The 23922-nt window shown below is 66.7% G+C and carries 18 protein-coding genes; 1 reads left to right on the top strand and 17 read right to left on the bottom strand.

Annotated features, from left to right (window positions below; all coding sequences use genetic code 11):
• Position 1 precedes the first annotated feature (1 nt).
• The 5 genes from ACULPM_RS01235 to rsgA all read right to left on the bottom strand — a co-directional run bounded on the left by ACULPM_RS01235 (position 2) and on the right by rsgA (position 5768).
• A complete protein-coding gene (locus tag ACULPM_RS01235; protein WP_445330735.1) occupies positions 2 to 943 on the bottom strand; it encodes a type II secretion system F family protein in 942 nt (313 codons plus the stop codon).
• Entirely contained in the window at positions 910 to 2244 is a 1335-nt protein-coding gene (locus ACULPM_RS01230) for a CpaF family protein (protein WP_445330734.1), read from the bottom strand. The genes ACULPM_RS01235 and ACULPM_RS01230 overlap by 34 nt, the downstream gene beginning before the upstream one ends.
• A complete protein-coding gene (locus ACULPM_RS01225) occupies positions 2245 to 3495 on the bottom strand; it encodes a MinD/ParA family ATP-binding protein (protein ID WP_445330733.1) in 1251 nt (416 codons plus the stop codon).
• Entirely contained in the window at positions 3492 to 4229 is a 738-nt protein-coding gene (locus tag ACULPM_RS01220) for an SAF domain-containing protein (RefSeq protein WP_445330732.1), read from the bottom strand. The genes ACULPM_RS01225 and ACULPM_RS01220 overlap by 4 nt, the downstream gene beginning before the upstream one ends.
• A gap of 339 nt (positions 4230 to 4568) precedes the next feature.
• Complete coding sequence (rsgA, locus tag ACULPM_RS01215) at positions 4569 to 5768, bottom strand: ribosome small subunit-dependent GTPase A (protein WP_445330731.1); 1200 nt, start codon at positions 5766 to 5768, stop codon at positions 4569 to 4571.
• Positions 5769 to 5952: 184 nt separating this feature from the next.
• On the opposite strand from rsgA, the gene ACULPM_RS01210 reads away from it, so the two are divergent.
• Entirely contained in the window at positions 5953 to 7263 is a 1311-nt protein-coding gene (locus ACULPM_RS01210; protein WP_445330730.1) for a GntP family permease, read from the top strand.
• Between the two features lie 51 nt (positions 7264 to 7314).
• On the opposite strand, the gene ACULPM_RS01205 is transcribed toward ACULPM_RS01210, so the two are convergent.
• The 12 genes from ACULPM_RS01205 to ACULPM_RS01150 form a co-directional block, all read right to left on the bottom strand.
• The gene (locus ACULPM_RS01205; protein ID WP_445330729.1) at positions 7315 to 8331 is read right to left on the bottom strand and encodes a hypothetical protein; all 1017 of its coding nucleotides are present in this window, start codon (positions 8329 to 8331) and stop codon (positions 7315 to 7317) included.
• 352 nt (positions 8332 to 8683) lie between these two features.
• A complete protein-coding gene (locus ACULPM_RS01200) occupies positions 8684 to 11371 on the bottom strand; it encodes a cation-translocating P-type ATPase (RefSeq protein WP_445330728.1) in 2688 nt (895 codons plus the stop codon).
• Between the two features lie 140 nt (positions 11372 to 11511).
• A complete protein-coding gene (locus ACULPM_RS01195) occupies positions 11512 to 12699 on the bottom strand; it encodes an MFS transporter (RefSeq protein ID WP_445330727.1) in 1188 nt (395 codons plus the stop codon).
• A gap of 68 nt (positions 12700 to 12767) precedes the next feature.
• Positions 12768 to 13256, bottom strand: a complete 489-nt coding sequence (locus ACULPM_RS01190) for a YhcH/YjgK/YiaL family protein (RefSeq protein WP_445330726.1) — start codon at positions 13254 to 13256, stop codon at positions 12768 to 12770.
• A 13-nt stretch (positions 13257 to 13269) separates the two neighbouring features.
• Positions 13270 to 14433 carry a sialidase family protein gene (locus tag ACULPM_RS01185; protein ID WP_445330725.1) on the bottom strand — a complete coding sequence of 388 codons (1164 nt, stop codon included), beginning with the start codon at positions 14431 to 14433 and terminating at the stop codon, positions 13270 to 13272.
• A 67-nt stretch (positions 14434 to 14500) separates the two neighbouring features.
• Positions 14501 to 16288 carry an alpha/beta fold hydrolase gene (locus tag ACULPM_RS01180; protein ID WP_445330724.1) on the bottom strand — a complete coding sequence of 596 codons (1788 nt, stop codon included), beginning with the start codon at positions 16286 to 16288 and terminating at the stop codon, positions 14501 to 14503.
• Positions 16289 to 17899, bottom strand: coding sequence for a hypothetical protein (locus ACULPM_RS01175; protein WP_445330723.1), 1611 nt, complete (start codon positions 17897 to 17899; stop codon positions 16289 to 16291).
• A 95-nt stretch (positions 17900 to 17994) separates the two neighbouring features.
• A complete protein-coding gene (locus ACULPM_RS01170; protein ID WP_445330722.1) occupies positions 17995 to 19305 on the bottom strand; it encodes an SLC13 family permease in 1311 nt (436 codons plus the stop codon).
• A gap of 141 nt (positions 19306 to 19446) precedes the next feature.
• A complete protein-coding gene (gene pdxA, locus ACULPM_RS01165; RefSeq protein WP_445330721.1) occupies positions 19447 to 20502 on the bottom strand; it encodes a 4-hydroxythreonine-4-phosphate dehydrogenase PdxA in 1056 nt (351 codons plus the stop codon).
• A complete protein-coding gene (gene dapA / locus ACULPM_RS01160; protein ID WP_445330720.1) occupies positions 20503 to 21399 on the bottom strand; it encodes a 4-hydroxy-tetrahydrodipicolinate synthase in 897 nt (298 codons plus the stop codon).
• Between the two features lie 27 nt (positions 21400 to 21426).
• Positions 21427 to 22581 (bottom strand): iron-containing alcohol dehydrogenase, encoded by a 1155-nt coding sequence (locus ACULPM_RS01155; protein WP_445330719.1) that lies wholly within the window; start codon positions 22579 to 22581, stop codon positions 21427 to 21429.
• Positions 22574 to 23821 carry a four-carbon acid sugar kinase family protein gene (locus tag ACULPM_RS01150; RefSeq protein WP_445330718.1) on the bottom strand — a complete coding sequence of 416 codons (1248 nt, stop codon included), beginning with the start codon at positions 23819 to 23821 and terminating at the stop codon, positions 22574 to 22576. The genes ACULPM_RS01155 and ACULPM_RS01150 overlap by 8 nt, the downstream gene beginning before the upstream one ends.
• Between the last annotated feature and the right edge of the window lie 101 nt (positions 23822 to 23922).

Genomic DNA, 23922 nt, shown 5'->3' with positions numbered 1-23922 from the left:
GTCACAGCACCCCCCTCATCATCCGGCGGATGATTGCGAGCGCGAGCCCGTCGAGCGCCATGGCCGCGCAGATGCACCCGATTCCGGCGGGCGTGAGAAGCCCTCTCTGAAAGTCCGGGGAGAGCAGCGTCAGCGCCCCGACCATGATCGCGGGCAGGAGGCAGACGATTCTCACGGAGAGCCGCACCTGGGCGGTCTTCACCGAGAGCAGCCGCTCGAACTCGCCCTGGCGCTCGGCCAGCCGAGCCGACCTGACGAGCAGGTCTCGGAGGGGGCTGCCCGTCCGATGGGAGATGACGAGGGCCGTCGCGAGCAGCTCGGCGCCCGGCACGTCCAGCTCTCCCGAAAGCGCCTCGACCGCCTCCTCGGTACCCATCCCGCATCGAAGGCGGAGTGACATGCGGGCAAACGCCGCCGAGGCCGGGCCACGCTCGTGCGTCCCCACATACTCGACCGCCTGGGCGAGCGTCTGGCCAGAGCCCATGGCAACGGCAAGCGTGCGGTAGATGCCCGGCATGGCGCCGAGGACCTCTCGCCTGAGACGCCTCCCCCTCGCGGCGTCGCGCGACACGCACGCCCCGACGAGCGCGAGCCCCGCCACGGGGCACGCGAGCGGGGAGGCGAGGAGCAGCCCGAAGAGCACGCAGGCGAGCGCCCCCGCGCAGAGGAGCGCGGCAAGCGAGCCCTCGGGGCCGACGCCAAGCGCGATCGCCGCGGGCGAGGAGCTCGCCTCGAGCGCGAGCCTCCGTCCCACGCCCGTCCCGACCAGCAGGGAGACCGCCACCGATTCGCCGAGGCGCCTCATGAGCCGTGCCGCACGGTGTCCCGCGCGCCGCGCGAGGCGACCGGGAGACCAGGCGTCCCCCTCGCCCCCTCCCGGCACAAGGGCAAGCGTCGCCAGGAACGTCATCAGAGCGACCCCGAGGACAAGCACTCCCTCCATCCGCTCACCTCCCCCTCGTCCAGGACCCCGTCATCGATCGCCCTTCCCACGAACGCCGGCTCCCGAACGAGGCGCCACGAGCGGTCGGACCGGTCGAAGAGAACGCACTCCTCGAGGAGGGCGCCCCCGTCCTCCCCGCGCGACACCTCCGTCATCGACGTTACGACGCGCCTTCCGTCAGCGAGGCGCCTCATCATGACGACGAGGTCGATGGCGGTGGCTATCTGCTCCTCGATGAGGGCTGTCGGCAGGTCCATCCCAAACCTGGCCATGAGGATGAGGCGAAGGACCGCCTCCTCGGCGCTGCCGGCGTGGAGCGTGGTGAGCGAGCCGTCATGCCCCGTGTTGAGGGCGTTCAGCATGTCCACGCACTCCTCTCCGCGCACCTCCCCCACGACGATGCGATCGGGCCTCATGCGCAGGGAGTTCTTTACGAGGTCCCTGATCGTCACCTCTCCCACGCCCTCGATGGAGGCATCCTGCGCCTCGAGGCGCACCACGTTGGGGTGGGCGTCAAAGCGAAGCTCCGCCGAGTCCTCGATCGTCACGATCCTCTCCCCGCGGGGTATCTCGCAGGAGAGCGCATTGAGCAGCGTCGTCTTGCCCGACCCCGTGCTGCCGGCGACGGCGATCGAGGCGCGTGCCCTCACTGCCCAGGAGAGGAGCGTCGCATACCATCCCGGCAGGGACCCCAGCTCCACCAGGCGCCCCAGCGTTCGGATGCGGTCGGAGAACTTGCGGATGGTGACCGCCGGACCGTCGATCGCGGCGGGGGACGCCACGGCGTTCACGCGGTCGCCGTTGGCGAGCCGGGCGCTCACGAGGGGGCTCGATCGGTCGAGGCGCCTCCCAAGGGGGGCGAGGATGCGGTCGAGGACGATCATGATCTGCTCTGGGGAGTCGAAGACGGTGTCGGCCGCGTGGAGCTCCCCCTCGCGCTCGTAGAACAGCGCGTCGCAGCCATTGATCATGACCTCGGTTATCTCGTCATCCTCCAACAGCGGCTGGATGGGCCCAAGCCCGCAGACCTCGTCCAGTATCTGCCGTGAGAGCAGGGAGCGCTCGTCGGGACCAAGGGAGCCAAAGTCCTGCGTGTTGAGGATCGCGTCGAGCGCCACGCCCAGCTCGTCGCGCGCCCTCCCGGGGTCCTCCCACGAGAGCATCCCCGCGATGACGGCGAGGCCGAGCCGCTCGACGAGCGCCGCCTTGAGGCCGCGGCGGGCCTCCCTCAGGTCCCTCGCCTCGGAACCCCCTAGGCCAGCCTCGGGCCCGACGGCACGAACCCTCTCGAGAAGTGACATCTACCTCGCCTCCCTCCGCAGCCCGAAGAAGACCGGCCGACGGCGCGTCGTCGAACCCTCCGCGGCACGCGCCGCCTCCTCGCACGCCGGCAGCCTCCCAAGCTCCGCAAGCAGCTGCGCGAGCGAGATGGCGACCGACTCCGCAAAGGGCCCTCCCGAATCGGGAAGCTCGAGCGCGAGCCCCTCGGCAAGGAGGTCCGCCGCCTCGTCACCTCCGTCAAAGGCCCGATACACCCGCGCGACCTCGAGACCGACCTCGGCACGTCCCAAGGCGAGGTCGGTCCCCCTCCGCGGGCTCGCCCTGTTCTCGAGGCGAGCGATGCGCGTTCGGGCGACGCCAAGCCTCACCGCAAGGCCTCCCACGCGCGCGAGCGCCGCCGTGCCCCCCGGCCGATCGTCAGAGACGATGACCAGCCGGTCCGCAAGCTGGGCGGCCTGCGCCACCGCATCGGTGAGCGTCGTCGACGTGTCGACGAGCAGGAGGTCACACCCCCTCGCGAGCCCAGAGATGAGCTCGGCGACATGAGGCGAGACGAGCTCGGCGGACTCCGGCCTCTCGCAGGGCCCCGCAAGCCCCAGCAGGGGCGTCACCGCGACGCACGACCCCGCCTCGGACCCCTCGAGGTCCCCGCCCTCGACCAGCCGGGAGAGATCGGTGCCCCTCGGCAGGCCGAAGCAGCTGAACAGGTTCCCGCAGGAGAGGTCGAGGTCGAGCATGCGGGCCCTCATCCCCCACCGCTGCGCCTGGGCGGCGAAGGCGGCCACGACCGAGGTCTTCCCGACGCCGCCGCGACCCGAGCAAAACGTCAGCACCGCGGCACCCTCCCGCCCGGGGGACAGGCGCGCGGACGGCCCGGGAGGGCAATCGGGACTCTGCGCCGAGCGACCCCCATCGCCCGCAGACGCGCCATCTCCCGGACCGCCGTCGCCCTCGTCGAGGTCCACGACGTCGTCTATCCCGGCGCGGGCCGCACGGGAGCGCAGCGAGCCCGAGACCCCGTGGCGCGCGAGCACGACCCGCCGGGCGTTCCCGTCGTGGGCAATCGCGGCGGCAAGGTTCACGTCGGACACGCCCCCGTCGACCTGGCCGACAATCACTCCCAGCTCGCCGGGGACCGCCTCGAACACCGTTCTTCTCAGCGCATCAGGGGTTCCGACGAGCTCCATCTCCGCCGAGGCGTCCAAGGAGCGCGCGACGCGGCCCATCAGCTCGTAGTCCCTCTCGTCGCACACGGCGACCCACTCGCTCATGAGGCATCCCCCTCCTCGCCCGGCGCCTCCGCCTCCACGGCGGGCACGCCCTGCTCAGCTCCGGCCTCCGGCCGAACGACCTCCGCCCCCGTCTCGAGCCCCTCAGCGTCGTCGGCAGGGAGGGCGAGACGCAGGCTCCCCTCCGCGCTCGACGCGAGGATGCTCGCCACGCTGTCAGGGGACACCGAGAGCGTGACCGCGCCGCGCGAGCCCACCGACGCATGCTCGCCGGGCGCGCGAAGCACGGTGAGGTCGGCCGCAAGGAGGCTCACCCCCGAGTCGGTGACCTCATACGCGGCAAGCGTCGTTCCCTCGGCGGCGGAGGAGGGCAGCCCCAGGTCCTCCATCACCGGGATCGACAGGGCGACGCGTCCCGAGGGGACGTCGATCGCGTCCTCGCTGTCGCGGAAGTTGAGCTCGGTGAGCGGGGACCCCGCCGCGGCCGGGACCGTCACCTCCTCGCCCAGCACCGCGTCGATGCCGACGACGGCCCCCTCTGGGGCGAGGTCGGCGAGCCAGTCCCGCTCGACGACGTTCTGCCTGTCGACGACCTCCCCCGCCTCAAGGCCGTTCGGGGCAACGAGGAGGCTCACGACCTCGCCCCCGTAGCGCTCGAGCGCCTCCGTCCTCACGCGCTCCGCCTCGTCGCGAACGTGCTGCCCATAGACCCCGCAGACCAGCGCCGCTACGAGCGCGCAGGCGCCCGAGACCATCAATCTGAACCGTCGCCTCATCCGAACCCCCTTCCCGTCCTCAACTTCGAGCCAAGGCGTGTGAGGGGGATTCTCCGCTCCACGGGGCAAACCCACCCCCTCGTTCGGAGATATCTCGTCCGGCGTCATACCGCTCGCTGACGGCCAGCTGACCGAAGCGCATCAATCCGCAGCGCAGTTTGGTTGACATAAGTTATTCGAACCGACGTACAAAAAGACGCCTTCACACGGCGTCCTCAATTTGGCGAGATTTCGTTCACACCGTCGTTCTTCTCGCCTCGCGATGCCTTGGGGGCGTGGTGGCCGCGCCGGGAGCTCCCCGTCGCACCAAGAAGCGGCCTCGCGGCGCAGTCGGGCCCCCTACAGCACGACGTCCGGGTCGAGCGAGGCCGCGCTCTCGCGCATCTCCGAGGCGAGCGCCACGTAGGCGTCTGCCCGCGCGGGCGAGATCTCTCCGGAGGCCCGCCTCTCCAGGACCTCGCACCCCGGCTCGTGGGTGTGGGTGCAGTCGCGGAAGCGACAGCCTTGCGCGGCCTCGGAGACCTCGGGAAAGACCATGGCGAGGCCGCGCTCATGGCCGACGATGGGAAGGCTCCTGAGGCCTGGCTCGTCGACGATCACGCCCGCGCCCGGGAGCGACACCATCCGACGCGCGACCGTTGTGTGGCGGCCCATGTCATCCGCGGCGCGCACGGCGCCCGTCTCCAGCACCTCGCGGCCGAGAAGGGCGTTGAGCAGCGTGGACTTGCCCGCCCCGGACTCCCCCAGCACGATCGCCACCACGCCATCCGGGACGAGCGACCGCACGGCGTCGACCCCCCAGGGCACGCCCAGCGCCCGCGCGCACGCGGACACGCGCCCCACCTCGTCCTCCCGCTCGGCCGAGGACGTGAGCGCGAGCGGGCACGCCTCGCCGAGCACCTCGCGCACCGCCGCGACGTCGCGCGTAAGGACGTCGTCCGAGGCGCGGTCCGCCTTCGTGAGCACGACGGCGACCTCGGCGCCGCAGTCGCGCGCGATCACCGCCGAGCGGGCGAGCCGCTCGCAGGACACGGGTCGCTCGCCGAGCTGCTGAACCACCAGCACGAGGTCGACGTTGGCGGCAAGCGTCTGGCGCTCGCCCCGCGCGCCGCCGCGCCAGCGGGCGATGTCGCTCTCGCGCGGGAGGATCTCCTCGATGAGGCCCATGTCGTGGCCGTGCGGCCGGCGCGCGCAGACCCAGTCCCCCACCGCGGCGCGGGACTCCGCCCTTCCCGCGAGCCCGCCCTTGGTGAGCCGCGCCGAGAACTCGGCGCGAAAGACGGCGTCCTCGCAGAGCACGGCAGGAAAGCCCCGGTCAAGGCGCACGACACACCCCATGACGAGCTCGTCCTTCTCGGCCCCCGCCGCCACGGCCCGGTCCCGGGCGGCGCCGAAGGCGGAGCGCTGACGCTCGGAGCAGGAGAGCTCGCCGAAGGCGGGAAGCTCGGTCAGGGAGGAGAGCGCCGGCAGCGAGGGGGCGCCTGCCGGCGCGCCGCCCCCGCGCCTTCTCTTGGGTGATTTGGGTGACCGTCGTGCCACGCGCGCCCTTCCGTCGTCCTGTCCGCAGCCAGTATAGCGCCAGGCTGACGCGGAGCGCCCCCGTTGTTATCGCGCCGCTTCCGGCATGTAACGCGTCAGCGACGATACGTCATCGGCGAGGTGCCGACCACGCAGGCGGCATACACTGGCACCGCCTCGGAAGGCCCAGCGGATTGGAGCCCCCATGCTCGGCATCGCCGGACTCGTCCTCGCCGTCGTCGCCATCGTCGCCCTCATCTGGCGCGGCTGGCACATGGTGGTGGTCTCGCTCGTCGCCTCGCTCGTCGTCATCCTCGCCAACGGGATGGACGTCCTTGCCGCCATCAACGAGAGCTATATGGGCGACATGGCCGCCTTCGTGGGCAGCTGGTTCCTGCTCTTCGCCCTCGGGTCCGTCTTCGGGCGCGTCATGGGCGACTCCGGTGCATCGGCGGGCATCGCCAGCAGCATGCTGCGCCTCGTGGGCGAGAAGCACGCGCTGCTCGTGATCATGGTCACGGGGCTCGTGCTCTCCTACGGCGGCATCAGCGCGTTCATCATCGCCTTCTCGGTCTACCCCATCGCCGCCGAGCTCTTCGAGCGCGCGGACATCCCCAAGAAGCTCATCGTGGCAGCCATCATGGCCTGCCCCGCCACGCTCGGCATGGTCATGATGCCGGGCATCCCCTCCACGCAGAACCTCATCCCCGCGAGCTTCCTCGGGACGGACGCCTACGCGGGGGCGCCGCTCGGCGTCATCTGCTCCGTGGTGATGTTCGTGCTCTCCTACGCCTACCTGCAGTGGGAGATTGGGCGCTGCCGCAGGCGCGGGGAGCACTTCGCCCCCAGCCCCGGGGAGACGCTCTCGCGCCCGGACGACGCCGAGACGCCGCCCGTCTGGGCGTGCTTCGCGCCGATCGTCCTTCTCGTTGCGCTGGTCTTTGTGCTGCAGCGCGCGGCGGGCATGCAGGCCACCGATGCCGTGACCGTCTCGATGCTCGCCTCGGTGATCGCGGCGTGCCTGCTCTACCGCGGGCGGATCGAAAACGTCAGACGCGCCGTCGGCGAGTCCTGCACGAGCGGCCTGAGCTCGCTCGTCTCCGTTGCCGCCATCATGGGCTTTGGCGGCGTGGTGGTAGCATCGCCCGCCTACCAGGGCATCATCGAGGCGCTCATGTCCACGAGCCTGAACCCCCTCTGGCAGGGATTCATCACGATCTTCGCCATCGCCGGCATCACGGGCTCAGCCATCGGGGCGCTCAACATCTACCTCAGCAGCATGGCGCAGACGCTGCTTGCCACCGGGCTCGACCCGGCGATGATGCACCGCGTGCTCTGCATGGCGTCCGTGGGGCCGGCCACGCTGCTGCCCCACACCTCGGCGATGCTCGCCGCAAACCAGGCCGCCAAGACCGAGGTCCGCGACACGTATCGCTACGTCCTCGTCTCGTGCGCGCTGCTGCCGATTGCGGTGTCGCTGCTGGGCATGGCCCTCGGCCTCGCCGGCGTGGCGTAGGGGCGGGGGCCATCCTCTCCCGCACGGGGAGAAGGACGGCGCCGCCAAGCCCTACACGTGCACCCTCACCGCGCCGTGCGTAACCGGAACGCCAAAGAGCGCCCGCTCGAGCCCCATCCCGCACCGCGTTGCGCGCAGGAGCCGCTGGTGCAGCTCTGCCACCTCCTCCTCAGAGGCGGGACCGCCCGGCTGGCGCGGGACGGCGCCCTCGAAGAGCGCGACCGCGCGCATGAGGGCAGCATGGTCTGCCATCTGGTCGAGCTTGATGGTGTTTATCGTCCACCCCATGTGCTCAAGCGCCTCCTTGCGACGCAGGTCCTTCTCGGGATCGAGGTGAAACTCCAGGCTGTCGTACTCCACGCCGCGGCGAACGCCCGGCCAGGCAACGTCTATCGAGCAGCTCCTCGTCCCCGTGATGATCGCCGCGGCCTCTTCGAGCTGCACCTCGTAGTTGAGCTCAGGCCTCACGAAGGCGAGTCCCTTGTGCCGTCCGGGCAGGAAGAGCTCCGCCGACAGCGCCGTCTCCATCGGCGAGCGGGCACCGTCACGCACCCAGCGCAGGGCCTCGCGCGCCCGGCTGACGCCATAGAGCCCGGGAAGGGCGCTCACGACCTCCCCGATCTTCTCGACAGACGTGAGCGGCGGGCGCTCGTAGTATCCGGAGACCATCTCCGAGAAGTGCGAGTATCGCCCGCAGAGCTCGCAGCCCAGCACGACGGCGCCCACGAGCGAGGACTTCCTCGCCATCTGGATGAAGCAGAGCTCGGGCCCGGCGGTATACACACCTGGGGAGAGCTCCAGCAGCAGGCCGCCCGGCATGACGGCGAGACCGAAGTGATGCGTCTTCACGCCGGATGACTGAATCTCACGGGCAGACCTCGACACGAGAACGTGGATGGGATCCCTTCGGATGCCAAACGAGCGCACGTCGAGGGAGCGGAGCTCGCGAGAATCAGTCGAGATGTCCGCAAGCCGCAGCGGCTCCGCCACATGCGGATACATCCTCACCTGCGGCGGAACGGCACGCAGAAGCTCAAGGGCGGAGCTGTGAGAAAGGATGACCGGCATACCACTCCCCTCGCTTGGGAGCGATGGGGGTCGCCTGAGGACACTCTATCATAGGCGGGTTTGGCGGTCAGCCCGGACCTCACGATGGTAGTTCGAGAATTTACCTACTTCAAAACCATGTAGCAACTCGCCTCGGAAGGGCCGTTTCCGACATTTGGCCCGGGTTGCTACATGGTTTTCCATGTAATAAATACCTGAATCAAGGAGGAGGTCAGCGCCGGGCGAGAAGAACGGGCGGGTCCGTCCACGGGAACGACCCGGCCCGGGCTCGGGGACGACCCGCCCGGCCCGGGCTAAAAAAGGGGACGGGGCCGAAGCCCCGTCCCCTCGGACGTGCGTATGCCGAGAAGGGCTAGTCCTGGTTCTTCTCGATGCCGCGCATGACGGCCTTGTAGACCTCCATGATCGGGATGATCAGGAACGCGAGGCCAAGGGCCGCGGCGAGGGCCTCCATCGGGAGCTCCATGAAGCCGAACATCTCGGCGAGGAACGGGACCTCCACGACGATGACGGTGAGGACGAGCGCGAGGATGGCGGCGCCCCAGAGCCACTTGTTCTGCTTCTTCATGCTGAAGAGCGACTGACGGCGGCTGCGCATGTTGAAGCAGTGGAAGATCTCCACCATGGACAGGGTGATGAACGCCATGGTGACGCCCTCCTCGTCGGCGGTGCCGGCGATCATGTCCGCGATGTTGATGTAGCCCATGTCGAGGTAGACGCCCACGAAGAACGAGGCCAGCACCAGGATGGTGATCACGATGCCCTGGAAGAGGATGTCGACGCCCATGCCGCCCGCGAAGACGCCGTCGGACGCCTTGCGCGGCTTGCGCTTCATGATGTCGCCCTCGGCCTCCTCCATGCCGAGCGCGAGCGCCGGGAAGCAGTCCGTGATGAGGTTGATCCAGAGCAGCTGGACCGGCTGGAAGATCGTGAAGCCCACGAGCGTGGCCACGAAGACCGAGAGCACCTCGGCGATGTTGGCGGAGAGCAGGAACTGGATGACCTTGCGGATGTTGTCGTAGATCCTGCGGCCCTCCTCCACCGCGTTGATGATGGTGGCGAAGTTGTCGTCCGCGAGGACCATGTCCGCCACGTTCTTGGTGACGTCGGTGCCGGTGATGCCCATGCCCACGCCGATGTCGGCGCGCTTGATGGACGGGGCGTCGTTCACGCCGTCGCCGGTCATGGCCACGATCTTGTCGCGGCTCTTCCACGCGTCGACGATGCGGGCCTTGTGCTCGGGCTGGACGCGGGCGTAGACGCTGTACTGGGTGACGGCGTCCTTGAAGTCCTCGTCGGAGATCTTGTCGAGCTGGGCGCCGGTGATGGCCTCGGAGGCGTCCTTGCAGATGCCGAGGTTCTTGGCGATGGCCACGGCGGTGTCGATGTGGTCGCCGGTGATCATGACCGGGCGGATGCCGGCCTCCCTGGCCTCGGCGATGGCCGGGGCGACCTCGGGACGCTCGGGGTCGATCATGCCGGAGAGGCCCAGGAAGGTGAGGTCGTGCTCGAGCGCCTCGGGGCTGCAGTCGGCGGGCTGGGCCTTGTGCATGCGCACGGCGGAGGCGAGGACGCGCAGCGCCTGGTTGGCCATGTCCTTGTTGGCCGCCATGATCTTCTCGCGGCGGGCGTCGGTGAGCTTCTCGACGGAGCCGTCGGCGTTCATGACCGTGGTGCAGCGGCCCAGGACCACGTCGGGGCCGCCCTTGGTGTACTGCTCGAAGGTGCCCTCGGGGGTCTTCACCACGACGGACATCATCTTGCGGCCGGAGTCGAACGGGGCCTCGCCCACGCGCGGGTACTTCTCGGCGTTGCCGCCCTCGTAGAAGCCGAGCTTGGCGGCGTCGTTGACGAGCGCGCACTCGGTGGGCTCGCCCACGGACTCGCCCTTCTCGGGGTCCCACTTGGCGTCGGAGCAGAGGGCCATGGCGCGGACGTGCAGCTCGTCGGGTCCCTCGACCTCGTGCTTGACGACGGTCATCTTGTTCTGCGTGAGGGTGCCGGTCTTGTCCGAGCAGATGATCTGGGTGCAGCCGAGCGTCTCGACGGCGGTCATCTTGCGGATGATGGCCTGGCGACGGGACATCTTGGTGACGCCCATGGAGAGCACGATCGTGACCACGGCCACGAGGCCCTCGGGGATGGCGGCGACGGCCAGCGACACGGCGACCATGAAGGTGTCGAGGATCATCTCGGGGTTGGAGCCGAGCTCGGAGCCGTGGCGGATGAGGTCGACGGCGAAGATGATCACGCAGATCGCCAGCACCAGCTTGGTGAGGATGCCGGAGAGCTCGTTGAGCTTGATCTGGAGCGGGGTGAGCTCCTTCTTGGCGGTGGTGAGGGCATCGGCGATCTTGCCCATCTCGGTCTTCATGCCGGTGGCGGCAACGACGGCCTTGCCGCGGCCGTAGACCACGGTGGAGCCCATGTAGCACATGTTCTTGCGGTCGCCCAGGGGCACGTCGTCGGTGCCGGCGTCGAGCGCGATGGCGTCGGTGTGCTTCTCCACGGGCACGGACTCGCCGGTGAGGGCGGCCTCCTCGATCTTCATCGAGGCGCTCTCCAGGACGCGGCAGTCGGCGGGCACGGAGTCGCCGGCCTCGAGCAGGACGATGTCGCCCGGAACCAGCTCGGCGGAGGGCAGGTGCGCCATCCTGCCGTCGCGGATGACCTTGGACTGCGCGGCGCTCATCTGCTGCAGGGCCTCGAGCGCCTGCTCGGACTTGGCCTCCTGGACCACGCCGAGCACGGAGTTGATGATGACGACCGCCATGATGATGATGACGTCGGCCCACTCGGACTCGCCCTGGATCATGCCGGTGACGGCGGAGATGACGGCCGCGACGATGAGCATGATGACCATCGGGTCGGCCATCTGCTCGAAGAAGCGCTTCCAGAGCGGGGTCTTCTCCTCCTTCTCCAGCTCGTTGGGCCCGTACTGCGACAGGCGGCTCGAGGCCTCCGCCGCGGTCAGGCCGCTCTCCTCGTCAGAGGAAAGCTCGCCCAGGACCTGGTCCTTGGACTCTAGGTACTCCTTCATTCAGTTCCCCTCCTGGGAATTCGGCGCCCGGCAGATTGATGCCCGATCATAATTCCCCAGGAAGGGGCAAGGGCCCATCAAGGCTGCCATGCCGGACGCATGGACAAGAAACACGAGGCTTATTCTACCCGACGCTGGACCTACATTTCCCTGTTCCTTTTACTCCTCTGGCGGTTGCGTCCCGCGCCGGCGGATAGTACGGCGACCACGACGGCCACAGGCGCCGTCAGCGTGAGCGCCGGGAAGAACCATGCGAGGTCGACCGACCCAAAGAGCGCCCCGCCGATCACGGGGCCGAGCGTCATGCCGACGTCGAACCCCATGTAGTACGTGCTGTTGGCAAGCCCCACGCGCCCCGCCCCCACCGCGCGCACGGCCGTTGACTGGCAGACCGAGCACATGACGCCGTAGCCGCCGGCCATGAGCGGCGCCGCGAGCAAAAGCCCTGCCGGGCCGTCCATGGTGGCGAGAAGCACGAGCGACGCCACGGACGACGCGCCGGACGCCACCACGAAGGGCACGAAGCCCACCCGGTCGAACGCGCGGCCGAGAAGGACGCGCAGCGCCATGAGCGCGGCGGCGTAGACCGTGAAGAAGGCGCCCGTGGGGACGTCCAGCCCGCGGGCCTCGGCATAGCTCACGAGGAACGACTGGGTGGCCATGTACGGGATCGTGAAGAGCGCCACCACGACGGCCGCCGGGACGGCGCGACGATCGAGCAGGCGGAGCCGGGGGCGCACGTCCTTCTCGCCCTGAGCGCCCCGACCGCCCCGCGTGGCTCCCCCGTCACGGACGAGGAGAACGCCTGCGAGCGAGAGCGCCGCGAAGGCGGCGGAGAGGCCGAGCGCGGGACGGTAGCCCAGCGCGTCCGAGACGGCGATCCCGAGCGCGGGCCCCACGGCCATGCCGAGGGCGTTCATGAGGCCGAAGATCCCCATCCCCTGCCCCAGCCGCGCGGGCGGGAGCGTCTCGGCGAACCACGTGGACATGCACACCGAGCAGAGCGAGTAGCCGGCCCCGTTGGCGAGGCGCATGACGGCGAGAAGGGCGGTGCTCGGCGCCAGCGCCTGCCCGAGCGCGGTCACGAGCATGAGGGCAGCGCCCGCGAGGGCGAGGCGGCGCTTGGGGAGGCGGTCGGAGAGGTTGCCGGCGACGGGGCGCACGACGAGCGAGCACGCGTTCATGAGCGCGGTGAGCACGCCCATCATCGCAGCGGTGGCGCCGAGCGTCCCGGCGAAGCCCGCCACGAGCGGGTTCGCGAGCATCGTGCTCGCCAGGTAGCAGAACGTCGCGGCGAGAAGAACCGCGCCGTCTCGCGTCACCAGCATCTCCTCACCTCCCCTCGCGCACGGCAGGGGGACGGAGCGGTAGCGGCCCCTCCGTCCCCCGTCACATGCTAGACCTCATCCCAGAACTGGTCACCCACGACCTTGAAGCATATCTTCTTGATTGCTCCGGGCTCCGCGCCCGGGGTCACGAGGTTGGGCATGTGCGGCTCGCCGATCATGAAGACGACGAAGCGCCCGCCGGCGAGGCACCCCTCGAGGAGGTCGTCGTTGCCCTCGGCCGCGTGGCAGTAGCCCTTGTCCGTGGCCTCGTCGAAGTCACCGGCGGGCACCGTGGCGCCCGGGGTGGTCTTGAAGCACTCGGCGCCCTCGAGGTCGATCTGGACGTCCATGTACTTGCGGTGCGTCTCGAAGCGGGCGTCCTTCTCGTACTTGGTGCTCGCGTTCATGACGTTGGCGTAGACGCGGTTGCCGTCGATCGGGGTGATGCCGAGCGGCAGGTCGGCGGGGTCGTTCTGACCCAGCCAGTCGATGAGCACGTCGAGGCCGCGGGAAAGCCCGCGATAGAGCCCGATGGCGCCCAGTCCGTCGTAGATCATGCGTCGCCCCCAGCTAGCTCCTGCGGGCGCCCTCGCCCGACGTGGGGTTGTAGGTGCCCGCACCGCGGACCTTGCCCATGACGTCGTCCTCCGAGAGCGCGACCCACTTGACGCCTCGCCGGGTCTGGTAGGCGTAGGCCACATGAATCATCCCGTCGGACGCCTGCATGATGCAAGGGTACTCGTACTGGCGGTTGTTGAACTTGTTCTCCTCGCCCACATACCCCTCGCCGCGCTCCACATTGCGGATGAGCGGGAACGTGAGGCCGCCGTCCTCGGAGAGCGCGATGGAGACGGGGTTGCGCAGCGCCGGCCACGCTCCCGTCCTGCCGTAGGTACTCGGCGCGGAGTTGTGATTGTATGCGAGGGCGATGCGGCCGCTCGCCAGCTTGATCGCCGCGATTCCGGAGTTGTTGTTGGGCAGCGGCGTGGGCTCGGGGACGCCCCAGGTGTCGCCGTAGTCGGCTGACTCGCTGCGATAGACCCAGTCCGCCTCCCTGCTGCGCATGAAGGCGACGAGGTGCCCTGGCTCGAGCTCGACGACGCTCGGGTGGACGCGCCCGGCAGAGCCCGGCATGTCCACGCGACGCCACGTGGCGCCCTGGTCGTCGGAGATCGCAAAGGCGCTCGGGTCGCCGGCGAGGCCGCTCGCGCTGTCCGTGCAGAGCCACAGGCCGTAGATCCAGCGGCCATTGGAGAGGACCTGGATGGGCTGGCGGGCGAAGGTGCCCTCCTCGGGGAGGACGACCTCAGGCTCGGACCAGGTGAGGCCGTCGTCCGTGGAGACCTGACGCTTGATGACCGAGGTGTACTGCATGTTGTCCTTGCCGGGCTCGCGGCCGCGCTGCGAGGTGTACATGCACCAGACCTCGCCGGACGGTGCGAGGAACAGCGACGGGTTCTGGTTTGAGAACTCGTTGTCGGTCGAGATCATCGCAGGCTCGCCCCATTGGTCGGCACCCTTCTCGAGGCGCGAGACCACGATGTTGACGTCCGCGTCCCCCTCGAAGGTTCCGGCAAACCAACAGCAGAGCAGCGTGCCGGCAGGCGTCTCGATGAGGCCCGGCCCGTGGGCGGTGGCCCAGGGACCGGGCGGGAGCATGGCCTCCAGGAATGCCATCTCCTCGTCAAAGTAAATCTGTCCGTCGGGCGTGAGGCCCGGAAGGGTCTTGGGCATCTTGCCTCCTTCTCATCACCAAAGGGACGACGCCGGGCGAGAAGAACTTCGGCGGCGCCCCGCCATCCTAGTCAAGGCGCACGAGTGAGCCGTCCTTCTCGCGTGCGTAGTGCTTGATGATCTCCCAGCCTATCTCGACCTCGCGCAGGTCGACGGCATGCGGCATGCGCTTTGTCACGACGAAGTGGTAGAGCACCTCACCTCCCTCGTCGGAGGTCGCCCATGCCTGATGGATAAAGCGAGCATCCTCGCCGCCTTCCTCAGTCTCACGCGAAGACGCGAACCCCGAAGCGCTATCGCCATAGAGCGGCTCAACAGGGATGTTGTTGAAGCGCTTCCAGAACGCAACAGTGGGGCCCCAAGCGCTGTCCTCATCGCAGGTCACAGGAAACAGGTGCCCCGACTCAAAACCGACGCCGTCGATGATGCCCGCAAACTGGACGAATGGCATGCGGTAGCTGTAGGCCGCACGCTTCTCGTCGCTCATGACATGCGCCGGCGATGGACCGTCGTCGCCTGCGGGTAAATCCTTGAGCATCGAGTTCTTGTTAAACAGCAACATGCCCGGAACCGACTCATCAAGGTTTGCAAAATAACTCACGTGCGGACCATTGAGAGCCACCACACCGGCAAAGAGCTCAGGATAGGTTCCTGCAAGCGCGTTGGAGAACATCGATCCCATCGAGAAGCCCGAGACATAGATACGCGTATGGTCAATGGGGTGGACCGTCTCCATGTGCTCGATGAGAGCCAAGACGAAGTCGATGTCTGAGGGAATGCGGGTATCGTTCCATGCATTCCAGCGCATCTCTGCTGTAGCGTCAGGGAATACGCAAATGACCCCGTCGCGATCGGCGATATCGGCCCAGCCGCTCTGCTCGGCACCATAAAGACCGCAGCAGTTGATGCCATGGAAGTAAAACACAAGCGGAGCCGGCTTGTTGGTGTCACGCAGCTGAGGCGGAACGTACTCGAACCACGTGCGGGCCAGGCCATCCGCAAGACCAAGTGATGTGTCGTCCACATGTGGGGTAAAACCGCGCCGCTCAAAATCGATGCGAGCCTGATAAGTACCAAAATCGTCGTTGCGCCAACGACGGCACCTAGAGAACATATGCTCCCAAGCGTACGTGACCTCCTCGGCTGAGAGTCCTTTGTCACCCACGACGTAGGCGACATTTGGATTCGCCGCCTGCACGTGACGAGTGCGACCTCCGAGGTCCTCAGTGACGCCATCGACGCCATTCGTCTGCGCAAGCGTTGCCTCTGCAACTGCGCTCGTCTCGTAGAGCCACGCAACCTGCTCGGCCCCCTTACCCGTAGGAAGCTCGAAACCATCGGGGAAAGCACCCAGCATGATGGCAGCTGCATCGAGCGGGTGCTCGGCCGCGAGCGTCCACGTCATGGCGGAAGCCGTCGACGAGCACGCTAAATGAAAAATCATCCCATTAAAGCCCGAGACACCTGTCGCAGGCTTAAGTGCCGCAAAGCAACGGACAATGAACTGTGTGTCATCGTCGCGAGTGGGATCTTGGGTGTAATTCCATCCATCGCCGAGCGGATTGGGAAGTACCACGATCGCATGCTCGCGCTCGGCGAGCTCAGCGAGTTTCAGCTGGTCGATGGTCCTCTGAGCGCTTGTGAGATCACCGCCATCGCGCAGCACCATGAGAACCTGGGCCTGCTTGGGATGCGGCACTCCTGAAACGGGCACATAAACGCACATGGTCCGCTCAATACCCGCCTCGGCGTTTACCTCGTTCTCGGGATTTGGCGCGGCCACCAAAGCGGCGGGCACCGCGGTCTCGACGAGCTTTCCGCCGTTCTGCGAAAACTGAACCAGGGGATCAATCATCTAAATCACCTCCACACGCCGCGCGCCCACCGGGCGCCTGAAGCGCTTCATGAACTCCCACGCCGCACGAGCCTCGTCGGCGATGGCACCGTGTGGCATGTTTTTCATACGGGTCAACGAGACCATTACCACGCCAGCCCCGTTTCGATACTCCACAGTCGAAAAGCGATCGCCTTGCGCGTACCCCTTATCGGGAGCGTAGAACGCATGGGCATCGAGCTCCTCCCCCACGGCAGCGTCACAGCCATTCGCAGAGAGAATCTTTTGGACCTCATCAGACTCGAGCTCACCAGCCTTGTCGTCGGCATCACCGCAGGCAATCCAAAACGGCATGCCATAGCCCTTGTCGACAAAATCTGGCGAGACAATGAACCGCCCCAGGCCACTCGAAGTAATCGCCTCAAGACTCGGGCCGTTCCATGGAGACGCCGCCGCGAAGTACTCGGGATGGAGAGAGGCTATCTGACAGGTGAACACCGCACCGTTCGAGAACCCAGTGATGTAGGTACGCTCGCGGCACAGTCCGAACAAATCGAGGGTCCGCTCAATCATCTTAATGAGTGCGGGCGCGTCGCGCTGCTCAGACCAGACGTTACCCGGCGAATCTGGCAGCATCAGCGCGAAGGCTCGAGTCTCGTCAGCGAGATCCTCCCAACCGTTCTTTGCCGAGAAAATCCACGTGGGCTCACCACGACCGTGGATCGAGATGACGAGCGCAAGGCCACGGGCCTGGATGCGCGTATAACCACGAGGCAGGTACACGGCATAGTGGTAGTGCTCACCACCATGCTCCACCTCGTCATGATAATAAGTGCCATCATGATAGAACTCCTCTTTGGTACGCCGCAGGGCGAGCGTACCGTCAGGCGCATTCTTCCATCGAATGACGCGGCAGAAGAAATCTATGCCGGCAGCGGCGATTACGGGCACAGCCCCGGTGAGCTCAGGCGTCACACGCATCTGCATGCCAGCGTTCTTGGGGTTCTCGAATACCTCGGTGCGCCGACCTGCGACCTCAATCTCACGCACGAGGACGGCGTGATCGACCGTAAGGACGTGCTCGCGCATAGCGACGCTATCGCCTTCACCCATGAACCAGACGCTCATCGGGATATCGCGATTTTTGGCCGCGTAGTCTCGAGGCTGGGAAACCAGCCAGTGAATCGAGGGTTCATCAAGGGCGGCGGTGTTCGTGGGAGAGCCGTCCACGAGCACACTTGCGGCAGCAAAGCCCGGGCAGCTCAGCTGGAAGTTACCGGCGAACGTGGCACCATCGGCATAGCCCACAAGATAGATAAGTGTCTCCCACGCCCAGAGTGATCCGGCGGCGGCAGCACTCCCCATGTCACCCGCCTTGAATGAACGTCTGTTTTCTTGGTAAAGCTGATAGGGCAAATCCGCTGGAACCGCATCCCAGCCCTCAGGTGAGATAGCGACAACAAGGACGGACGCATCAGCCTCGACGGCGCTAACCCAACCTGATGCGTACGCGAAGCACTCTGCACTCTCAACGGTTCGGGCATTCTCCTCTGGAGGACAAACGATGATGGTCTTCACAGGGTCAACCGAGGCTTTCGAGGAGACATAGACATAGCACGGATGCTGGGGCATCGACACCAACCTCTTTCACGTCTCGCGGGCAGCTGTGCCATCGCGAGAGAATGCGCCCCGCACGACGAGGTCGAACGGGACGCAGACAGAGACGATTACATCGGGAACGCAATCGAAGCGCCTAGAGCAAGGGCAACAATCTTCACGATGTACATAGGCACCGAATACTTCCAGAACTCGACCATGGTGTAGTTGCCCATGCCCAAGATGAGCGCAGGCAGGCCATCGATGGGCATGAAGCCGCCACACCAACCGGCATAGGTAACCGCGGCAGCAGCTCCTACGGGATTGATTCCCAGCGACATGCAGGTCGCAATGGCAATGGGGGCGAAGATGAACACAGAGCCCATGTTGGAGCCGGTAAACGTTGCGCAAACGCTCGTGAGGATGCAAAAGACGAGAATGACCACGAAGCCGGGCATGGCACTACCCATCATGCCGGCAACGGCGTTGCCGATCATGGTGGTGAAGCCGGAGTCAGCCAGAGCATTCGCAACGGGGATGACGCCGCCCATCATGAGGATGAGGGGCGAGAAGATACCGTCACGCATTTCCTTGAAGTTGATAACCTTGGCAAACAGCAGAACGAAAGCGCAGATGCCCGGGAGCACGTAGGCGATGTTGCCCAAATCGTTAGCGAACATCATACCCACAACGGAAATCGCAAACATAACAACCGTAAGATACTCCTGCCAGGAGGCAAGCTTAGAGGCGCCATCCTTTGGAGACCCACTATCGGCTGAGGAGACGGCGTCTTCGGCGAGCGCATGATCGGGAAGAAGCCTATAGGCGGCGATGGTCCAGACGAGGAAGCCAATGGAGGCAACCGTAGCCATAATGGTGAAACCCATCATCTCAGGCTGGCCGTCATAGCCGGCTGCCTCGAGCAGGCTCACGGCAATGCCAAAGTAGAACGCAACATTGATGGGAACGATTGCGTTGCCAGTGGCAAAGCCGAGAGGCATGAGAAGCTTAGAGGTAGGGAGCTGCTTGTTGTATGGGATGGTGGCAACGAGCGTAAGAACTAGCATGTAGTAGCCCGTAGTGTTACCCATGAGGATGGCGCCGGCCATGACAACGAGGATGAGCAGGACGTAGCTCTTGAAGCCACCTCTCTCAACGAGATTGAGCATAACGTCCTTCATCTTGTCGATGAGACGTGTCTTCTGGAGCGCCGCGATAACAGCCATGAAGAACGCGACCATCCATACCGTGGAGTTGGTGAAGCCAGCGAAGGCGTACGGAATGTCCCACTGTATCTCCCAATCCGCGCCAAAGAGCGAGCTCGCAACAACGAGCAGGCAGCACGCCAGGATGGGGGGCGCGCCGAAGGGAAGCGCGTCGGTCATAATCAACACGATCATAAAGATCAGAATGCCGAGCGCAAGTATCATCTGCAAGGTCATGGCAACCTATCTCCTTCCATGTTGTTCTGAAGCTGTGCAAGAATCAAACGGGAGGGCTGTCGTTAGCCAAACAGCAGTCCTCGTACCTCCTGCGGGGCCGACAGTCGCCAAACCCGAGGCCCCGCAGCCGCGTACGGCCCTCTACTCCTTTCCCCTTGCCATGCGCAGCGCATAGTCGATGGCGTTCACGAGCGACAGCGCATTCGCAGTTCCCTTGCCTGCGAGCGCGAAGCCCGTGCCGTGATCGACCGACGTCCTGATGATGGGGAGGCCAAGCGTGATGTTCACGCCCTCGACGGCCTTCCAGGAGCCCGCCTCGCGGTCGTACACGAAGCCGAGCGTCTTGGTGGGGATGTGTCCCTGGTCGTGGTACATGCAGACGACGATGTCGTACCAGCCGCCGTTCATCTCGGAGAAGACGCTGTCCGGCGGGCAGGGGCCCACGGCGTCGATGCCCTCCGCACGAGCGAGCTCGATGGCGGGGATGATCTCGTCGATCTCCTCGGTGCCAAAGAGGCCGTGCTCGCCGGAGTGCGGGTTGAGGCCCGCGACGGCGACCTTGGGGCTCTCGATGCCGAGGTCGCGGCACGCCTGCCACCCCAGCCTGATGACCTCGAGGACGCGCGGGGTCTTCACGCGGTCGCACGCCTCGCGCAGCGAGCAGTGCGTGGACACGTGAACCACGCGGAAGTCGTGGTGGGCGAGCATCATCGCGTACTTCTTGGTGCCGGTGTAGGTGGCGTAGATCTCCGTATGGCCGTCGAAGTGCATGCCCTGCGGCGCGAGCGCCAGGTTCATGGCCTCCTTGTTGAGGGCGTTGGTGACGGTGGCGTCGACCTTGCCCTCCATGGCCAGCTCGATCGTGCGCTTGACGCTCTGGAAGGCGGCGTTGCCGCCCTCGGCGGAGACCTCGCCCAGCTTGAAGGAGGCCACGTCGTCGATGAGGTCGAGGTGGTAGACGTCGATCGTGCCCGCCTGGAACTTGGCGTCCGCGACGTCGGAGACGGGGTTGACCTCGATCTCCGGATGGTTAACGAAGCCCTTGGCCTGCTCGATCATCTTGGCGTCGCCGACCACGATAGGACGGCAGCGCTCGTAGAGGGCGGGGTCGGAGAGCGCCTTCACCGTGATCTCCGGGCCGTTGCCGGCCGGGTCGCCCATGGTGATGGCTACGATGGGACGGTTCTTCTCGCTCATCTAGCGCACTCCCCTCTTTCGGTCGGACTCGAGGGTCGCGCGCAGCGCCTCGAGGCCCTCGTCGGGCAGATAGTTGAAGGGCGCGCGGCACGTGCCGACGGGGTAGCCGAGCAGGTTGACGGCAGTCTTCACCACGGTGTTGGGGTTGCCGTACTTGAAGCAGTCGCGCAGCGGCGCCACGGCCGCCTGGCAGGCCTCGGCAGCCTCGTCGTCGCCCTTGGCCCAGTTCTCGTAGATGCCCACCATGTTCTTGGGGTAGACGTTTGCGCAGCCGGCGATGGCGCCCTTCGCGCCGCGGCGCAGCGCCTTGAGGATGAGGGCGTCGTTGCCGGAGAGCACGCCGAAGCCCATGTCCTTGGTGAGGTCGATGTAGGCGGAGAGGTTGTCCCAGTCGCCGGAGGAGTCCTTGGCGCCCACGATGTTGTCGACCTTGGCGAGCTCGACCACGGTCTCGGGCTCGAGGGCGTTGCCGGTGCGCGCCGGGATGTTGTAGAGGACGATCGGCATGTTGGGCACGGCCTCGGCCACGGTGGTGTAGTGGACGATCAGCTCGTGCTGGCTCGCCTTGGCGAAGGACGGCGTGATGACGGAGAGGATGTCGGCGCCCGCGGCCTCGGCCATCTTGCACTGCTCGATGGTCTCCCTGGTGGAAATGCAGCCGGTGCCGGCGTAGACGGGCACGCGACCGGCCACCTGGTCGACGACGGTCTCGAGGACAAGCTTCTTCTCGTCGCCGTTGAGGATGTAGCCCTCTCCGTTGGTGCCGAACGGGAAGATGCCGTGGATGCCGGCCTCGATCTGGCGGTCGACCTGGCGACGCAGCTCCTCGAGGTTGATGGACTCGTCCTCGTTCATCGGGGTGACGATGGGGACGACGATTCCCTTGAGCTCGGTCATTCTGATGTTCCTCCCTATCCTGTCCCGCTAGAGGACCTGCGCGTAGATGGCCTTGGCGTCCTCGAGCGTGACCTCGCGCATGTTGTTCACGAGCAGGCGCTGGACGGTCATGCCCGCGGCGGCGAGCTGGTCGACGTCGACCCCGGTCACGCCGAGCTCATCGAGCTTCTTGGGGATGTCGAGGTGGCTCACGATTTGGTCCATGCGCTCGATGACGGCGGCGGACTTCTCCTCGACCGTCTTGGCCTCGCCGCGGATGGCGCGGTCATAGGCGGCGGCGAGGCGCTCGCGGATTGCCGGCTCGTTGAAGTGCATGACGGGGCTCAGCAGGATGGCGTTGGAGACGCCGTGCGCCACGTGGTACTTGCCGCCGAGCGGGTAGGACAGGGCGTGCACGGCCGTGGTGCCGGAGGCCGTGATGGCGATGCCGGCGTAGAAGCTCGCGATCTGCATGGCGCGCTTGGCGTCCATGGCCTCCGGGTCGTCGCAGGCGGCCTCGATGTTGTTGATGATGAGGTCGAAGGCCTCGAGGGCAAAGACGTCGGAGAAGGGGTTGGCCTTCGTGGACGTGTAGCACTCGATGGCGTGGCAGAGGGCGTCGATGCCCGTGGACGCCGCGATCGGGCGCGGGAGGTTCTTGATCATGCGGGCGTCCAGGACCACGTAGTCGGCGATCATCGCATCGTTCACGATACCGACCTTGAGCTCGTCCTCGGGCACGGCCACGATGGCGTTGGGCGTGGCCTCGGCGCCGGTGCCGGCCGTAGTGGGGACCATGAAGGTCGTGAGCTGCTTGGTGGCGCGGGACGGGTCGGCGAGAAGGTCGTGGACGGTGTAGGCGTCCGTGGCGCAGACGCCGGCGAGCTTGGCCGCATCCATGACCGAGCCGCCGCCCACGGCAACGATGGCGTCAGCGGAGGCCCCCTTCACCTGGTCGACGACGCTCTGGACCTGGGCGTACGTGGGCTCGGCGGGGATGTCGTCGACGATCTCGTAGGTGGCACCTGCGGCCTCGACGGCCTCGAGCACCGGGTTCACCAGGCCGAGCTTGTGCAGGGACGCGTCCGTGAACACGACGACGCTCTTGGCGCCCTCGCGGCGCAGCGCCTCCGCGAGCTCGTCGGTGGGGTTCTCGCCCCCGTAGACGACCTTGGGGAGTCTCAGGGAATACTTGCTAAGCATGGGCACACTCCTTTGCTTCTTCCTTGGGAAGGCCTGCCATATCGACAAACAGAGACCTGCTTCCGAAGCCGCCCGACTTCGAGGCGACGGCAATCGACCTGCCCGCCACCTCCAGCTCAAAGCCAACGATGCCGGGAACGGGCTGGCCGAGCGGCCGCAGGCAGTCGGCATGCACCTGGGCGAGGAAGCTCGCGAGGATGTCCCCGCCCGTGACGAGCACGCGGCCTCCTGCGCCAGACTCGCAGATGCGGACGAGAAGCGCGCCGATGTGGTCGGCAACCACCTGGCGGACCTCGACGTCATCCGGGACGAGCCGCGTCAGGTCCTCAAGGCCCGATCCGTCAACCACCGTGAGGGGGGCCGCAGCCCAGCTGCGGGCGGCCCGCGAGACGAAGTCACGGCCCGAGTCGCTCCCCAGCCAGGAGTCGTCGCACTTCTCGCGCTCGGCAATCGGCAGGACCGCGGCTCCGCAGCTCGCCGCGTAGGCGCACTGCCCGCGAGAGGTGCCGTTCACGCTGCCGCAGACAACGAGCAGGTTTCCGTCACTCGTGAGGCCCCCCTCCTGGCGCGGGCTCAGGTCAAGCACGCGAGCGAGGGCACGCATGACGCCGGCACACCCGGCCATGACGCCAAGCTCGCCCCCCTCCTCGAGCTCTCGAACGCGCGCGAGCATTCTATCGAGCGACGTCGCGTCGTGGACAACGATGCCCCGAGCCCCGTCTGGAACGGGCGCCCCCTCGGGGACCGTCGTGACGGGAACGTCCGTCTGCAGGCCAATGAGCTCGGACACGTCCGAGCACGCAACGGGTTCAAAGGGGTCTCTCCCGAAGCGCCCCTCGCTCACGGGCATACCCTCAACATAATGGACGCCGCCCCGCGTGACGCGACCCATCTCGGGCAGGGCGGGAATGAAGTGCAGGCGCTCGCACCCGCTCGCCCGCCACGCGGCGGCAAGCTCAGCCCCGACGTTTCCGCGAAGTGCCGAGTCGGTCTTTTTGACCACGCATCGGACGCCCTCACGCCTGGCGCACTCCACGAGGGAAGCCACGCGCCCCGCCGCCGACGAGGCATCGAGGTGCCGCGTCTCGGCATTGACGCAGAGCACCGCAGGCCTGACCTCGGCAAGAAGGCGCTCCGCCCCCTCGGGGGACGTCGCCACGAGAACGTCCGCCGGCAGCAGGCACGCGCCCGCGTCGAGCGCGCCCGTCATGTCATCCGCTATGAGCATGACCCGCGTCATAGAACCCCCCTCCTTCGCTACGCCCATGGTGGTTCTTCTCGCCGCGCGCATCATGTCCCCGTGGAGCGGATAATCGTTACAATTTGGAACGTCTTTTCCGA

This window comes from Thermophilibacter sp. ZX-H3, assembly GCF_052599055.1.
The sequence above is the reverse complement of the archived record's forward strand: the minus strand, read 5'-3'. Positions and strand labels throughout refer to the sequence as shown.

Excerpts from the sequence above, each read along its gene's own strand:
- ACULPM_RS01190 (WP_445330726.1), bottom strand. The coding sequence starts at position 13,256 with ATGATCTACGACGGACTGGGCGCCATCGGGCTCTATCGCGGGCTTTCC.
- ACULPM_RS01220 (WP_445330732.1), bottom strand. The coding sequence starts at position 4,229 with ATGAGGCGACGGTTCAGATTGATGGTCTCGGGCGCCTGCGCGCTCGTA.
- ACULPM_RS01155 (WP_445330719.1), bottom strand. The coding sequence starts at position 22,581 with ATGCTTAGCAAGTATTCCCTGAGACTCCCCAAGGTCGTCTACGGGGGC.
- ACULPM_RS01185 (WP_445330725.1), bottom strand. The coding sequence starts at position 14,433 with ATGCCCAAGACCCTTCCGGGCCTCACGCCCGACGGACAGATTTACTTT.
- ACULPM_RS01200 (WP_445330728.1), bottom strand. The coding sequence starts at position 11,371 with ATGAAGGAGTACCTAGAGTCCAAGGACCAGGTCCTGGGCGAGCTTTCC.
- ACULPM_RS01230 (WP_445330734.1), bottom strand. The coding sequence starts at position 2,244 with ATGTCACTTCTCGAGAGGGTTCGTGCCGTCGGGCCCGAGGCTGGCCTA.
- ACULPM_RS01205 (WP_445330729.1), bottom strand. The coding sequence starts at position 8,331 with ATGCCGGTCATCCTTTCTCACAGCTCCGCCCTTGAGCTTCTGCGTGCC.
- ACULPM_RS01235 (WP_445330735.1), bottom strand. The coding sequence starts at position 943 with ATGGAGGGAGTGCTTGTCCTCGGGGTCGCTCTGATGACGTTCCTGGCG.
- ACULPM_RS01210 (WP_445330730.1), top strand. The coding sequence starts at position 5,953 with ATGCTCGGCATCGCCGGACTCGTCCTCGCCGTCGTCGCCATCGTCGCC.
- ACULPM_RS01180 (WP_445330724.1), bottom strand. The coding sequence starts at position 16,288 with ATGATTGATCCCCTGGTTCAGTTTTCGCAGAACGGCGGAAAGCTCGTC.
- ACULPM_RS01175 (WP_445330723.1), bottom strand. The coding sequence starts at position 17,899 with ATGCCCCAGCATCCGTGCTATGTCTATGTCTCCTCGAAAGCCTCGGTT.
- dapA (WP_445330720.1), bottom strand. The coding sequence starts at position 21,399 with ATGACCGAGCTCAAGGGAATCGTCGTCCCCATCGTCACCCCGATGAAC.
- ACULPM_RS01195 (WP_445330727.1), bottom strand. The coding sequence starts at position 12,699 with ATGCTGGTGACGCGAGACGGCGCGGTTCTTCTCGCCGCGACGTTCTGC.
- ACULPM_RS01170 (WP_445330722.1), bottom strand. The coding sequence starts at position 19,305 with ATGACCTTGCAGATGATACTTGCGCTCGGCATTCTGATCTTTATGATC.
- ACULPM_RS01150 (WP_445330718.1), bottom strand. The coding sequence starts at position 23,821 with ATGACGCGGGTCATGCTCATAGCGGATGACATGACGGGCGCGCTCGAC.
- pdxA (WP_445330721.1), bottom strand. The coding sequence starts at position 20,502 with ATGAGCGAGAAGAACCGTCCCATCGTAGCCATCACCATGGGCGACCCG.
- ACULPM_RS01225 (WP_445330733.1), bottom strand. The coding sequence starts at position 3,495 with ATGAGCGAGTGGGTCGCCGTGTGCGACGAGAGGGACTACGAGCTGATG.